Origin of the sequence: Kribbella kalugense, assembly GCF_004365875.1 — a bacterium.
Lineage (GTDB): Bacteria > Actinomycetota > Actinomycetes > Propionibacteriales > Kribbellaceae > Kribbella > Kribbella kalugense.
Genome location: NZ_SODF01000003.1, coordinates 349,760 through 363,790 on the forward strand (window position 1 = coordinate 349,760; position 14,031 = coordinate 363,790).

The following is a 14,031-nucleotide window of genomic DNA, read 5'->3' on the forward strand; positions in this document are numbered from 1 at the left end:
TTGGGCTGTCCGGTGACGAAGTACCGCCGGCAATACTTCCGCTGGATGGAGACTCTCGATGATTACCCTGGCTCTGATCGGATTGCTCGGCGGCCTGATCACCGGCGTCTCGCCGTGTGTACTGCCGATGCTCCCGATCATCTTCTTCGCCGGAACGAACTCGCGCCCGTCTCGCCCCGCGACCGCGGACGGCGACGTACTGGTCGAGGAAGTCGAGGTCCGTACGCCGTCGCGTGACTTCCGGCCGCTGAAGATCATCGGGGGCATCGTCGTCAGTTTCAGCCTGTTCACACTGGCCGGCTCGGTCATCCTGTCCGCGCTGGGGTTGCCCGACGACTTTCTGCGGTGGGGCGGACTGACCATCCTCAGCCTGGTCGGACTCGGGCTCATCTTCCCGGCGCTCGGGCACTGGATCGAGAAGCCGTTCTACCGGCTCCCCAAGATCAACCGGAACAACAACGGTGCCTTCGTTCTCGGGCTCGGCCTCGGCACTCTCTACGTGCCGTGTGCAGGCCCGGTGCTCGCCGCGATCACAGTCGCCGGCGCTACCGGACACGTCGGCTGGCGGACCGTCGTACTGACGATCTCCTTCGCGATCGGTGCCGCGCTGCCGTTGCTGATCTTCGCGTCAGCCGGCTCCCGGATCTCGCAGCGGGTCAAGGCGTACCGCGATCATGCCCGCGGTTTCCGGATCGCGGGTGGCGTCGTGATGATCGCGCTGGCCGTTGCGCTGGCGTTCAACATCACCGACGTGATCCAGCGATCGCTGCCCAGCTACACCAGCGGGCTGGAGCAGAAAGTCGCCCAGAACAAGACCGTCCAGGGTGCACTCGCGCCGGCCATCGGTTCGGGCAGCGAGGAGTTGTCCAAGTGCACGCCCGGCGCGGCCGAGCTCGCGTCCTGCGGTCCGGCTCCGGAGATCCGGGGTACGCAGAAATGGTTCAACACCCCGGGCGGTACGCCGGTGACGTTGGCAAGCCTCAAGGGCAAGGTCGTCCTGGTCGACTTCTGGGCGTACTCGTGTATCAACTGCCAGCGCGCGACCCCACACCTGCTCGCCTGGGACAAGGCGTATCGCTCGCTGGGACTGGAGATCGTCGGGATCCACTCACCGGAGTTCGCGTTCGAGAAGTCGGCCGGCAACCTGCAGTCGGCGATCAAGACCGAGGGGATCGCCTACCCGGTTGCTCAGGACAACAACCTCGCCACCTGGACGGCGTACCGGAACCAGTACTGGCCGGCGAAATACCTGGTCGATGCCGACGGCACGGTCCGATCGATCAAGTTCGGCGAAGGTGACTACGGTCAGACCGAGGACCAGATCCGCCAGCTACTGAAGGCCGCGAACCCGTCGGTCAAGCTGCCCGCTCCGGTCGACGGCAGCGTCAAGGCCGACACGATCGGCGGCGACGGTACGACGCCCGAGACGTACCTGGCGTACTCCCGATCGGCGAACCTGAAGGGCACCGGCAAACTCACGCCGGACAAGACAGTTGCCTTCGGCCTCAATTCCGCCCAGCCGAACGACAGCTACAGCCTCGGCGGCAACTGGAAGGTCGGCACCCAGAGCGTCACCTCGACCGCCGGATCCCAAGCCAGGTTGAACTTCCAGGCCGCCAAGGTGTACCACGTCCTGTCCGGCCAAGGCACCGTCACGGTCTCGATCCCCGGCGAACCCGACAAGACCATCAAGGTCTCCGGCACCCCCAACGCCTACCAGCTGGTCGACAAGACCACACCGGAACGCAAGACGATGACCCTGACCTACTCCCCCGGAATCTCCGCCTTCACCTTCAGCTTCGGATAACAGCCGCGGCCGCCGGGCCGTTCGCGCGACCGGGCGTCAGCATCACCACGAGCGCGCCGGTGACGAGGTAGATCACTTGCAGGAAGTGGAATCCACGGATCGAGGCCAGTTCTCCGATGATCCAGAACACCATGATGGTCCCGGCGACGATGCCGGCGAGTTGCCGGCCGTCAGTGCGCTTGACCAGAGCGGTGGCCGCGATCAGCGACGTACCGCCGACCAGGGCCATCAGGATCACACCGGGGAAGTAGTTGCTGGGGAAGTCGGTATGCCGGACCCAGGAAGCCTGCTCGGGGATCCATTCCATCATCAGCGCGAGCCCTCCGGCCACGGCGCTGACGCCGTTGAACAGCAGCAGCCCGAGCAAGACCTTGTTCTGCCGGCCCATTCGTGCCGAGAGCGGCAGCACACCGCCGAGATGCCGATCAGCCACCATGACGATCCCCTCCAGCCCCAGCATGATCTGCTGCGAGGACCGCCTTCAGGGTCTATCGGCCCCTTACGGCCGCCGTCGGTCCCCTTACTTCGCGGCGGCCTCGCGGATCAGACGTACTGCGTCCGGTGCGCCGCCGTCCCACGCCGGTCCGTGGCCGGGCAGCACCCAGGTGGCGTTCACGTCGCCCAGCCTGTCGAGTGACGCGATCGCCTGGCTCGGCTCGAGCGTGAACGGCGCCGGCTTCGGACCGGTCACACCGGTCAGCACGTTCCTCGTCGTGAACGTGTCGCCGAGGAACACTGCGTCGACAGCCGGAACATGCACCGCGACACTGCCCGGTGTGTGCCCAGGCGTGTGGATGATCCGCGGTGCGCCGGGGATGTCGAGCACCTCGTCGTTCGCGACCGTCTGGAGACCGGTCGCGGGCGGGATCCGGAGTCCGCCGTGCCGTGCGGAGTACCACAAGAAGCTCGCGAGCGGCCCCACCTTGACCGGGCCCCACCCGGAGTTCGGCTTCTTCACGTCCAGCCGGGCGCGCGGCGCGTCGGCCTCGTGAATGTACGCCGCGATGCCCTTCTCGGCGTACAGCTTGGCGGCGAAGCCGATGTGGTCGGTGTCGCCGTGGGTCAGGATCAGCGCCCGCACGTCGTCCAGCGACAGTCCCAGCTCCTGCAACTCGGCCTGCAGCAACTTCCAATAGCCCGGCAGGCCCGCGTCGATCACGGTGACCCCGTCGCCGGTGACGACGAGGTAGCTGTTGACGACGTCCGAACCGATCCGGTGCAACCCATCGGCGATCCTCACGACCTGCGCTCCTTCTTGTTCGTCCCACGCCGGCGCGCAGTGATGGCTACACTATGTAGCCTTGGCGCGAATGACAAGAGAAATCCTCAGAGAGAGCCAGAGGTGATCGCGATGCCCGCCCCCGCAGTGACGTCCGAAGCCGCGATCGTGGCGTCCGCTCGTCAGCTGCTCGAGGAGCGCGGCGCAGCCGCCCTGACCATGCGCGCCATCGCGGCCGAGGTCGGCGTCAAAGGTCCCTCGCTCTACAAACGGGTCCGGGATCGCTACCACGTGATCGGGCTCGTGCTCGACCAGGTGGCCGACGAGCTGACCGACCTCCTCGACGCCGCCGCCTCGACCGGTAGCCCGATGACCGACCTGCGGGCGATGACCTCGGCCTACCGCCGGTTCGCGCTCGCGAACCCGGCAACCTACGGCCTGATGTTCACCTCCGACCCGCTCATCGGCGGTGCGGAGGCGCGGTCACAACGCTCGAGCACGACCCTGCTGGACCGGATGGAGGTGCTGGCGGGAGCTGACGACGCTCTGCCGTCAGCACGCATGCTCGTCGCCTGGGCGCACGGCTTCATCACCATGGAGCTCGCCGGCGCGTTCCGCCTCGGCGGCGACGTCGACGTCGCCTGGGACTTCGGCCTGTCGCGCGTGCTGACCGCCCTCGCAACCGGCGGCCATGAGCCTGCTGGGCACTCGACCAGGTCCAGCTGAACGGGAGCTGATACAACCAGCTGTCATGGAGACCGTTGAGTTGACCAAAGCCGGGATGACCGTGTCGCGGGTCGTGCTGGGGCTGATGCGGATCAAGAACCTCAGCGACGGCGAGATCCGGGAGCTGGTCGGCACGGCACGCGATGCCGGCGTGACGATGTTCGACCACGCCGACATCTACGGCGGTTCACACGGCTGCGAGCAGCGGTACGGCGACGCGCAGGCAGTCCCCGCATCCGAACGGGACCAGATCAGGATCCAGTCCAAGGTCGGCATCCGGGCCGGATTCTTCGACTCCTCCCGCGAGCACATCCTCGCGAGCGTGGAGCAGTCGCTGGCCGCGCTGCGGACGGAGTACCTGGACCTGCTGCTGATCCACCGGCCCGACACCCTGGTCGAGCCGGACGAGGTCGCGGCCGCGTTCGACGAGCTCCACACCAGCGGCAAGGTCGCGGCCTTCGGCGTCTCCAACCACACCCCCGGCCAGATCGAGCTGCTGGCCAAGTCGGTCCGGCAGCCGCTCGTCGTCAACCAGATGCAGTTCAGCCTCGCCAACGCCGCCCTCGTCGCCCAGGGCCTGGCCGCCAACATCACCGGCCTCGACCAGTCCGCCGACCGCGACCTCGGCGTACTCGACTACTCCCGCCTGAACGACATCACCATCCAAACCTGGGGCTCCGTCCAGAAACCACCCCCAGGCGGAGTCTTCCTCGGCGACCAAGAGAACTACGGCGCACTCAACGACGCCCTGAACGACCTGGCCACCAAGTACGAAACCACCCCCGACGCAATCGCCATCGCCTGGATAGCCCGCCACCCCGCCAACATGCAGGTCGTCATCGGCACCACCAACCCAACCCGAGTCCAGGACGCCGCCACCGGCGCAACCATCCGCCTAACCCGAGAAGAGTGGTACCACCTCTACACCGCGGCGGGTCACACGCTCCCGTAGCCAACAGCAGCTGCACGCCGAACCCGTTGTCGGCTCAGATGGCTTGGAGGGCGGCGTCGAGGGTGCGGTTCAGGTCGGCCGGATCGCTGCCGGTCTTGGCCAGCACGCTGGTGCCGATCACCGCGGCCAGCAGTGCGCCGGCCGAGTCGGCGGCCGGGCGGTTGCGGGAGGTGATCTCTCCGCCGGCCCGCCCACGTTCGATCGCGGACCGGAACGCCTTCTCGATCTGGCCGAACAACTCCTTGGCCACCGCGGCGACACCCTCGTCGGCGCTGCCGAGCTCGGCGACGGAGTTCACGATCAGGCAGCCGAACCGGTGATCGCCGATGCCCGCCAGCGTCCGCATCGCCTCGCGCAATCTCGGCAGGACCGGTCCCGGCCCCTCGAGCCCTTCGGTCAGCGCAGCGACGCGCTTCGCGCTGTACCGGCGCAGCGACAGTTCGAACAGGTGATGCTTGCTCTTGAAGGTGTTGTAGAGGCTGCCTTTGCCGATGCCGAGCTCGTCGACCAGGTTCTGCGGGGTGGTCGCGGCGAACCCTTGCCGCCAGAACACCTCGACCGCCTTGTCGACGACCTCCTCGGCCTCGAACTTCATCGGCCTACCCCTTGCCATACCGCCACGGTAGAGACTTGTGTACCCTGAAGTCAATAAGTCGAAACGGGAGGGTGACGGTGTCGCTGATCGGTTCTCATGTCGCCGTGGCCGGTGGTCTGGTGAAGGTCGGGCTCGGCGAGGCGAGCGAGATCGGCGCCGAGATCATTCAGCTGTTCGCTGGGAATCCGCGCAGCTGGGCGCAACGGGCGCCCGACCCGGCCGCTGATGAGGCATTTCGGGCGGCCTGTGCCGATCGGCAGCTGCCGGTCGTCATGCACGCGGCCCACCTGATCAATCTCGGCTCACCCTCGGAGCTGGTCCTGGCTCGATCACTGGCCGCCCTCGAGACGACCTTTCAGCGAGCGACCGAGATCGGCGCGGAGGCAGTCGTGGTCCACGCCGGGTCGCTGGTCGCCAGAGGTCGCCGTACGGCGGTGCTCGCCGGCCTGCACGATCTGGTCGCACCCATCGTCGACCGCGCCGCGTCGAGCGTGCGACTGTTGATCGAGCCAACCTCCGGTGCCGGTGAGGCGATGGCCTCCACGATCGACAGCACCATCCAGTACATGCTCGCGCTGGACGACGAGCGGATCGGGCTGTGCCTGGACACCTGCCACCTGCATGCCGCCGGCGAGGACATGATCGATCCGGTCGCGATCGCGCGGGCGGTCGGCAAGATCTCCGCCGCTCTCGGCCCGGATCGGATCGGCCTGATCCACGTCAACGACAGCCGCGATCCAGCCGGGTCCCACCGCGACCGCCACGAGTCGATCGGCCGCGGCACGATCGGCCCGGCCGGAGCCGAAGCACTACTGTCGACGACCGCCTTGCGCGGCGTCCCCTTGCTCGTCGAGACCCCGACCCACAGCCGCGATGTAGCCCTGCTCAAGAACCTCCGAGCCGCCGGTCAGACATCCTCGGGCGACCCGATCCCAGCCTGACGATCAGAGCCAGTGGGGTTGTAGTTGGTTATTCCGTGAACTTCTCGTGCGCGGCCATCGCCGCACCGACGATGCCGGCGTTGTTGAGCAGCTGAGCCGGCTTCACCGGGGTGGAGATCTCCAGCAGCGGCACCCACTTGTCGGCGTGCTTGCTGATCCCGCCGCCAACCACGAACAGGTCGGGGGTGAACAGGTTCTCCACGTGCCGAAGGTATCGCTGCACCCGCTTGGCCCACTGTTTGAACGACAAGCCCTCGCTGTCCTTCGCCGCCGAGGAGGCCTTCTTCTCCGCGTCGTACCCGTCCAGCTCGAGGTGACCGAGTTCGGTGTTGGGCACGAGCCGGCCGTCGAGCAGCAGTGCGCTGCCGATGCCGGTGCCGAAGGTGAGCAGGATGACCACGCCGTCGACGCCCTTGGCCGCGCCGAACCGGGCCTCGGCGATGCCGGCCGCGTCGGCGTCGTTGAGCACCGTGACGTCGCAGTGGGTGATGTCGGTGAAAACCTTGTCGACGTCGGTCCCGATCCAGCTCTTGTCGACGTTCGCTGCGGTCTTGGCCACCCCGTTCTTGATCACGGCCGGGAACGTCGCACCAAGCTCACCGGTCCACCCCGCCTCCTTGACCAGCCGGGCCACGACCTCGGCGACGGGCTCTGGGGTGGACGGGTCGGGCGTCAGGTACTTCACCCGCTCCGTGGCCAAGTCGCCCGTCTCCAGGTCGACGACGGCGCCCTTGATCCCGCTGCCGCCGATGTCGACCCCGAAAGCGGTCGACGTCCTCATCGTAGGCACCTGATCTCTCCTCTCGCCCGCAGTTGGAACGCGCAGCACGGCGACGAAGGAGCCGCGCGTAGCACCGCGCGGGCTGTTAGTTCAGGCCCTTCAGCAGCTGCCTCGCCATGACGATGCGTTGGACCTGGTTGGTGCCTTCGTAGATTTGGGTGATTTTGGCGTCTCGCATCATGCGTTCGACTGGGTAGTCGTGGGTGTACCCGTAGCCCCCGAGCAGTTGTACTGCGTCGGTCGTTACGGCCATCGCCACGTCGGAGGCGAAGCACTTCGCTGCGGCCCCGAAGTACGTGAGGTCGGAGTCACCGCGCTCAGAGCGAGCGGCCGCCGCGTACGTGAGCTGCCGAGCCGCCTCGATCTTCATGCCCATGTCGGCGAGCATGAACTGCAGGCCCTGGAACTCCGCGATCGCCTTGCCGAACTGCTTGCGCTCCTTGACGTACCCGAGCGCGTAGTCGAGCGCCCCCTGCGCGATCCCGAGCGCCTGCGCCGCGATCGTCACCCGAGTGTGGTCCAGCGTCGCCATCGCCGTACCGAAGCCGGTTCCAGGGTCCCCGATCAGACGTGAAGCCGGGATCCGGACGTTGTCGAAGTACACCTCGCGCGTCGGCGAACCCTTGATGCCGAGCTTCTTCTCCGGTGCACCGAAGGACACGCCGTCATCGGACTTCTCGACCACGAAGGCCGAAATCCCCTTCGATCGCGCTGAAGGATCCGTCACCGCGAAGACCGTGTAGAAGTCCGAAACCCCGGCGTTGGTGATCCACCGCTTGACGCCGTTCAGCACGTAATCCGAGCCGTCAGCCACAGCCCGCGTCTTCATCGAGGCCGCGTCCGAACCCGCCTCCGGCTCGGACAGGCAGTAGGAGAACATCGAGTCACCCGCCGCGACCGGCGGCAGGTAGCGCTGCTTGACCTCTTCCGAGCCGGACAGCAGCAGCGGCAGTGAGCCGAGCTTGTTCACGGCCGGGATCAGCGAGGTCGAGGCGCAGGCCCGGGCGACCTCCTCGATCACGATCACCGTCGCGAGCGCGTCCGCGCCGGCGCCGCCGTACTGCTCCGGGATGTGCGGCGCGTGGAAGTCCGAGGCCTTCAGCGCGTCGTACGACGCCTTCGGGAACTCGGCCAGCTCGTCGACGTCCCCCGCGTGCGGGGCCACCTTGGCATCGCAGACGTCGCGAACGGCCTCGCGGATCGCCTCGTGCTCCTCCGACAGCGCGTACAGCTCGAATGAGTTACTCACGAGTCACACAGTACGACGAACATTCCGCGAACGGAGGACGTCGTACGCCGAAAGTGAGCAAGAGCGCACTCTCCAGACATGAGCCGGTCACCGGCTGATAACCACGATGGGTAGAGTCCCCGACATGAGTGAAGCGACCTCCCGCCCGCTGCGGATCGCCGTGATCGGCACCAACTACCTCGGTGCGAACACCGCGGCGGGGATGGCCGAGTTCGGTTTCGACGTGATCGGGGTCGAGATCGACGAGCACCGGCTGAAGCTGCTGAACGACGGCAAGGCCCCGCTGTACGAGCCCGGGCTGGACCCGCTGCTGAAGAAGCACGTCGACTCCGGCCGGCTGCGGTTCACCAAGGACTACCGCGAGATCGGCGACTGGGCCGACGTGTACTTCATCTGCGTCGGCACCCCGCAGCTCGAGGGCAGCGAGGCGGCCGACCTGGCCCAGGTCAACTCGGTCGTGGACATGCTGGCGCCGCTGCTGACCAAGCCGACCCTGGTCGTGGGCCGCTCCACGGTCCCGGTCGGTACGTCGAAGAAGGTCGAGAGCCGCTTCCACGCCGAGGCCCCGGCCGGCACGGGTGTCGAGATCGCCTGGCAGCCCGAGTTCCTCCGCGAGGCGCACGGCGTGGACGACACGCTGCACCCGGACCGGCTCGTGTTCGGCGTCCAGTCCGGGGCCGCCGAGGCCCGGCTGCGCGAGGTGTTCGCGACCCCGATCAGCGAGGGTTCGCCGGTCGTCGTCTGCAACCTGCCCACCGCGGAGCTGGTCAAGGGTGGCGCGAATGCCTTCCTGGCCACGAAGATCTCGTTCATCAACGCGCTCGCGGAGATGGCCGACGCGAGCGGCGCGGACGTCACCCAGCTGGCCGACGCGCTCGGGTACGACAAGCGGATCGGCCGCGGCGCCCTCAACGCCGGACCGGGGTACGGCGGCGGCTGCCTGCCGAAGGACCTGCGGGCGTTCATGCACCGGGCCGGCGAGCTCGGCGTCGAGGAGGTCATCACGCTGCTGCGCGAGGTCGACGACATCAACCAGCGCCGGCGGGCCGGAATCGTTGACCTGACCCACGAGATGCTCGGCGGCGACTGGGTCGGCAAGAACGTCACCGTCCTCGGCGCCGCGTTCAAGGCCGGTACGGACGACGTTCGCGACTCGCCCGCCCTCGACGTGGCCGGCCGGATCCAGCTGCACGGCGCGAACGTCACCGTCTACGACCCGGAGGCGATGGAGAACGCTCGCCGGGTCCGTCCGACGCTGCGCTACGCCCCGACCGCCCTCGAGGCCAGCCGCGACGCGCACGCCGTACTGCACCTGACCGAGTGGCCCGAGTTCCGCGAACTTGACCCCGCCACGCTGCGCGGGTTCGTAAACAACCCGGTCGTCATCGATGCCCGCCTCAACCTCAACGCCGACGCGTGGCGGGCAGCCGGCTGGATCTACCGCGCCCCCGGCAAGCCCTAGACGACTGTCGCCGACCGCAGGACAGGACGGGTCAGTACGACGACGCCGGTGAGTGCCGCGGCGATCGAGATGCCAAGGCACACACCGGTGATGCCCACCCCGTGCATGTCGGCGAGGCCGCCGAGCACCGGGTTCATCACCACCAGAGCGAGGCTCTGGGCGAGTACGACGATGGACTGCAGACGGGACTGGAACTCACGCTCCACCGAGTTCATCAACAGCGGCAGCACGTGACCCGTGAACGTCCCGACGCCGATCCCGCTCAGCACACCGGCCGCGAACGTCAGCGGCAACGGATCGAGCACCGAAAGCCCGAGCAGCCCAACCGCGGCCACAAGCAGTCCAAGAGCAGCGAAGATGCCCGGCCGCGGAAACGCTCCCCGCATCAGGATGCGCAACGCGATCACGCCGACGCCAAGGCTTCGGCTGGCAACGAGCAGACCGGCCGTCGCGGCATTCCATCCATGTGAGCGAGCCAGCAGCGGAAACAGCAACGCGTCCAAGGGCATCAGCAGACCAGCCGCGACGGTCATCGTGATCAGCAGTGCGCGCGTAAGCGGCCGCCCGAAGACGACCTGGATACCGGTGAGGATCGACCGGAACATGCCCGACGGCATCCGGCCGGGAGGCGCGATCGTCTTCCGCAGCAGGATCAGTACGACGATCATCACGCCGAAGGTCAACGCATCGAAACCACCGGCGGCGGTCAGGCCGGCCCAGCTGACCAGGACGCCGCCGACCGCGGTGCCGGTGACGGCGAAGACGACGCCGGTGACCTGAAAGCTCGCGAGCGCACGCGGGACCTGCTGCGGCGGGACAAGAAGGCGGGGCATCGAGCGGGACGACGGAAGGAAGAAGGCGTCGATCACGCCGACCACGAGAGCGAGGATGACCAGCAGCCAGATCGGCTCTCCGGCGGCCAGAGTTGCGGGGACCAGGGCCAGGGTCACCAGGAACATCGCGATACAGCTCAGCAGCAGCACGCGAGGAGCGCCGTACCGATCGCCGATCGCGCCGCCGACCAGGAGAAGCGCGGCCCGCGGGGCGGCGGCGAGGAGCAGGATGAGACCGGCGGTGCGACCGCCGTGCTGGCTGGCCGACCAGCCGATGGCGAACGTCATCGTCAGGTCACCGAGCAGGGACACCGCGGCGCCGAACAACCAGATCCAATAGCGGACCGGTATGCGCTGCGTATCCGGTTCAGTGGGCGGAGTCACGATCGACGACCTTAGACGACAAGCAATGGGACCTCATGACTACCCGCCCCCCAGTCTGGAAAACCAGTGACGACGTCAGCCTTTACGCAGCTCTGCCGCGCCGTCACGCACAGTAGCGCCCTTGGCCCGGGCCAAGTCGGCCAAGGACTCCTGGAACGCGATCATCCGGTCCCGCAACTTCTCGTCCGAGGCGGCCAGGATCCGCACCGCCAGCAACCCCGCATTCCGAGCATTCCCGATCGACACCGTCGCAACCGGCACTCCGGCCGGCATCTGCACGATCGACAGCAACGAGTCCATTCCGTCGAGGTATTTCAGCGGAACCGGTACGCCGATCACCGGCAGCGGAGTCACCGCGGCGAGCATCCCGGGCAGATGTGCGGCCCCGCCGGCGCCGGCGATGAGCACCTTCAGCCCCCGCTCGTGCGCTGACCGTCCGTAGTCGAGCATCTCGGCCGGCATCCGGTGCGCGGAGATCACGTCTGCCTCAAAAGGCACGTCGAACTCGGCACACACCTCCGCCGCCGCCTTCATCGTCGGCCAGTCCGAGTCCGACCCCATCACGATGCCAATCATCAGCAAGTCCTATTCGTCGATCGTGCCGGTCAGATAAGCCGCCGCGTGCCGCGCCCGCTCGCGCGTCTCCTCCAACGAGGAGCCGTACGCCGTGACGTGGCCGACCTTGCGCCCCGGCTTCACCGACTTCCCGTAGAAGTGGACCTTCAGCCCCGGATCGCGGGCCATACAGTGCAGCAGGCCGCGGTGCATGTCCTCGACGTCCCCGCCGAGCACGTTGACCATCACGGTGTACGGCGCTCGCGCGGACGGCGAACCGAGCGGCAGATCGAGTACGGCGCGCAGGTGGTTCTCGAACTGGGACGTGACCGCGCCGTCGATCGACCAGTGCCCGGTGTTGTGCGGACGCATCGCCAGCTCGTTGACCAGCAACCGCCCGTCCCGCGCCTCGAACATCTCGACCGCGAGTACGCCGACGACGCCGAGCTCACCGGCGATCCGCAGCGCGGTCTGCTGCGCCTGCGCAGCCTTCTCCGGCGCGAGACCCGGCGCGGGCGCGGTGACCTCGACGCAGATGCCGTCCTTCTGCACCGACTCGACGATCGGGTACGCGACCGCCTGTCCGTGCGGCGAGCGCGCCACGATCGCGGACAACTCGCGGACGAAGTCCACCTTCTCCTCGGCCAGGATCGGTACGGCGCTGCCGAACGCAGTCGCGATCTGCGAGTCGTCCGGTCCGTCGACGAACCAGACACCCTTGCCGTCGTACCCGCCACGGGTGGTCTTGAGGATGATCGGGAATCCGCCGACCCGCTTGGCGAAGTCCGCGACGTCGGCCGGTGTCTCGACCACCTGGTGGGCCGGTGACGGAGCGTCGAAGGTGTCCAGCCGGGCCCGCATGACGGCCTTGTCCTGGGCGTGCACCAGCGCGTCCGGGCCGGGGTAGACCTTCAATCCGTCCGCCTCGAGGGCGTGCAGGAGGTCGGTCGGGACGTGCTCGTGGTCGAACGTGACCACGTCACACTCGGCGGCAAAGCGGCGTACCGTCTCGAGGTCCTTGTAGTCGCCGACTGGCGCGTCCGCGACCGCCTGCGCTGCTGAGACGGTCTCGCCCTCGGCGAGCACGCGCAGCTGGATGCCGAGAGCGATGGCCGTTTCCTGCGTCATCCGGGCCAGCTGGCCGCCGCCGACCATGCCGACAACCGGAGTGCCCGCTGGAAGGTCTGATCGAGAGAACTTCACAGCTGTGAGCCTAGCGATTTCGGGGTGGGACCGGTCGCCGGGTACCGTGGGAGGCTGCCCCTCCCGTCGCGAAGTGATCACAGAAGGTTCCGAAGACCGTTGAAGCTCGTCACCACGCTGTACCGCCAGTTCCAGCACTTGGTGCACGAAGTGGCCAAGTTCGGTCTGGTCGGTCTGCTCGGTCTGGTCGTGGACCTGCCGATCTACAACTGGCTGGTCTTCAACAACCCACTGGTCCTCGCGGACTCGGGCGAAGGCATGCTGCACCACAAGCCGCTGACCGCAAAGCTGATCTCCACCACGGTCGCCACCATCGTGACGTACTTCGGCAACCGGTACTGGACGTGGCGGCACCGGGAGCGCAGCGGACTGCACCGTGAGTACGTGCTGTTCTTCGTACTGAACGGGATCGGCCTGCTGATCGCGGCCGGCTGCCTGGCCTTCTCGCGGTACGTGCTCGACATGCACAGCTGGCTGTCGGACAACATCGCCGCGAACTTCGTCGGCCTCGGACTCGGCACCCTGTTCCGCTTCTGGTCGTACCGCAAGTTCGTCTTCAAGGAGGAGCTCGCCCTCGACGAGGTCGAGCACACCCCGACCCCGGACTCCCCGGCCGACCTCGACACGGAGTCGACCGGAGATCTGCCCGCGGTCCGCTGACCCCGGCTGGTCGATGACCTCCACTCCACCCCGGCAGACGCGTTCGCGTTTCCATCCGGCAGTTGTCGTCAGCATCGTGCTGGCTGTGCTGCTGGTGGGCGCAATCGTCGCCGGAACCGTGGCCGTCAGCGTCGTGCGGGCCGACGCGAAGACGCAGCTCAAGCGCGCCGACGACCTGCAGAGCAAACTCGACGCCGCCGGGCCGGGGGCCGAGGTACGCAAGGACGTTCTGGCCGCTGCGCAGTCCGATGTCGGCGTTCTCTTCAGCTACGACTACCGGAAGCTCAACGACTACGCGGCGGCGACCAAGAAGGTCACGACGGAGAAGTTCGGCGCCGAGTTCGCGAAGACAGTGGCCGCGATCAAGCCGCAGCAGCTGAGTCAGCAGGCCGTCGCCAAGGCCGCGGTCACGGACGCCGCGGTCAAGGATGCGACCGCCACCACGGCGCACGTGCTCCTGTTCGTCGACACCACCACGACGACAAAGGGCGCGACGACCCCGAGCGTCCAGCGCACCCGCGTGCAGCTCACGCTCCAACTGGTCGCCGGCCACTGGCTCGTGGACGACGTCGAAGCTGTCTGATAACGGAGCTGTCTGGTAACAGACATCCGAAATCGCTTGTATCGATGAGAACTTCACAGGATGCTCTGAGCGTCCTGAGGT

The 14,031-nt window shown here is 67.5% G+C and carries 15 protein-coding genes; 7 read left to right on the forward strand and 8 right to left on the reverse strand.

The genetic code is table 11. From position 1 onward, the window contains the following. The first annotated feature begins 58 nt into the window (after positions 1 to 58). Positions 59 to 1,807 (forward strand): cytochrome c biogenesis protein CcdA, encoded by a 1,749-nt coding sequence (locus EV650_RS32985; protein WP_134123078.1) that lies wholly within the window; start codon positions 59 to 61, stop codon positions 1,805 to 1,807. Here EV650_RS32985 and EV650_RS32990 read toward each other — a convergent pair. Both EV650_RS32990 and EV650_RS32995 read right to left on the reverse strand, forming a co-directional pair. Further along, positions 1,794 to 2,267 carry a hypothetical protein gene (locus EV650_RS32990; protein WP_134123079.1) on the reverse strand — a complete coding sequence of 158 codons (474 nt, stop codon included), beginning with the start codon at positions 2,265 to 2,267 and terminating at the stop codon, positions 1,794 to 1,796. The two genes, EV650_RS32985 and EV650_RS32990, sit on opposite strands and share 14 nt — an antisense overlap. A gap of 60 nt (positions 2,268 to 2,327) precedes the next feature. Beyond that, a complete protein-coding gene (locus EV650_RS32995; protein ID WP_134123080.1) occupies positions 2,328 to 3,047 on the reverse strand; it encodes an MBL fold metallo-hydrolase in 720 nt (239 codons plus the stop codon). A gap of 111 nt (positions 3,048 to 3,158) precedes the next feature. On the opposite strand from EV650_RS32995, the gene EV650_RS33000 reads away from it, so the two are divergent. Together EV650_RS33000 and EV650_RS33005 are read left to right on the forward strand one after the other, a co-directional pair. Continuing rightward, the gene (locus tag EV650_RS33000) at positions 3,159 to 3,752 is read left to right on the forward strand and encodes a TetR/AcrR family transcriptional regulator (protein ID WP_166678365.1); all 594 of its coding nucleotides are present in this window, start codon (positions 3,159 to 3,161) and stop codon (positions 3,750 to 3,752) included. Between the two features lie 25 nt (positions 3,753 to 3,777). Next, positions 3,778 to 4,704, forward strand: coding sequence for an aldo/keto reductase (locus EV650_RS33005; RefSeq protein ID WP_134123082.1), 927 nt, complete (start codon positions 3,778 to 3,780; stop codon positions 4,702 to 4,704). 34 nt (positions 4,705 to 4,738) lie between these two features. Here EV650_RS33005 and EV650_RS33010 read toward each other — a convergent pair whose 3' ends face one another. Continuing rightward, entirely contained in the window at positions 4,739 to 5,317 is a 579-nt protein-coding gene (locus tag EV650_RS33010; RefSeq protein WP_134123083.1) for a TetR/AcrR family transcriptional regulator, read from the reverse strand. Between the two features lie 59 nt (positions 5,318 to 5,376). Here EV650_RS33010 and EV650_RS33015 point away from each other — a divergent pair, with 59 nt between their 5' ends. After that, complete coding sequence (locus EV650_RS33015; protein WP_166678366.1) at positions 5,377 to 6,240, forward strand: deoxyribonuclease IV; 864 nt, start codon at positions 5,377 to 5,379, stop codon at positions 6,238 to 6,240. A 28-nt stretch (positions 6,241 to 6,268) separates the two neighbouring features. Here EV650_RS33015 and ppgK read toward each other — a convergent pair whose 3' ends face one another. Together ppgK and EV650_RS33025 are read right to left on the reverse strand one after the other, a co-directional pair. Further along, a complete protein-coding gene (gene ppgK / locus EV650_RS33020) occupies positions 6,269 to 7,021 on the reverse strand; it encodes a polyphosphate--glucose phosphotransferase (RefSeq protein ID WP_134123085.1) in 753 nt (250 codons plus the stop codon). An 85-nt stretch (positions 7,022 to 7,106) separates the two neighbouring features. Beyond that, a complete protein-coding gene (locus EV650_RS33025; RefSeq protein ID WP_134123086.1) occupies positions 7,107 to 8,270 on the reverse strand; it encodes an acyl-CoA dehydrogenase family protein in 1,164 nt (387 codons plus the stop codon). A gap of 124 nt (positions 8,271 to 8,394) precedes the next feature. Between EV650_RS33025 and EV650_RS33030 the strand changes: the two genes are divergently transcribed. Then, positions 8,395 to 9,732: a UDP-glucose dehydrogenase family protein gene (locus tag EV650_RS33030; RefSeq protein ID WP_134123087.1), complete on the forward strand. Its 1,338-nt coding sequence runs from the start codon at positions 8,395 to 8,397 to the stop codon at positions 9,730 to 9,732. On the opposite strand, the gene EV650_RS33035 is transcribed toward EV650_RS33030, so the two are convergent. From EV650_RS33035 to EV650_RS33045, 3 genes are all read right to left on the reverse strand, one after another. Then, complete coding sequence (locus EV650_RS33035; RefSeq protein ID WP_134123088.1) at positions 9,729 to 10,949, reverse strand: MFS transporter; 1,221 nt, start codon at positions 10,947 to 10,949, stop codon at positions 9,729 to 9,731. The genes EV650_RS33030 and EV650_RS33035 overlap by 4 nt on opposite strands. A 75-nt stretch (positions 10,950 to 11,024) precedes the next feature. Next, positions 11,025 to 11,525: a 5-(carboxyamino)imidazole ribonucleotide mutase gene (gene purE / locus EV650_RS33040; protein WP_134123089.1), complete on the reverse strand. Its 501-nt coding sequence runs from the start codon at positions 11,523 to 11,525 to the stop codon at positions 11,025 to 11,027. A 9-nt stretch (positions 11,526 to 11,534) separates the two neighbouring features. Next, positions 11,535 to 12,707 (reverse strand): 5-(carboxyamino)imidazole ribonucleotide synthase, encoded by a 1,173-nt coding sequence (locus EV650_RS33045; protein WP_134123090.1) that lies wholly within the window; start codon positions 12,705 to 12,707, stop codon positions 11,535 to 11,537. Positions 12,708 to 12,806: 99 nt separating this feature from the next. On the opposite strand from EV650_RS33045, the gene EV650_RS33050 reads away from it, so the two are divergent. Both EV650_RS33050 and EV650_RS33055 read left to right on the forward strand, forming a co-directional pair. Next, complete coding sequence (locus tag EV650_RS33050; protein WP_134123091.1) at positions 12,807 to 13,367, forward strand: GtrA family protein; 561 nt, start codon at positions 12,807 to 12,809, stop codon at positions 13,365 to 13,367. A 76-nt stretch (positions 13,368 to 13,443) separates the two neighbouring features. Next, a complete protein-coding gene (locus tag EV650_RS33055; RefSeq protein WP_166678367.1) occupies positions 13,444 to 13,950 on the forward strand; it encodes a YddI family membrane protein in 507 nt (168 codons plus the stop codon). Positions 13,951 to 14,031 lie beyond the last annotated feature (81 nt).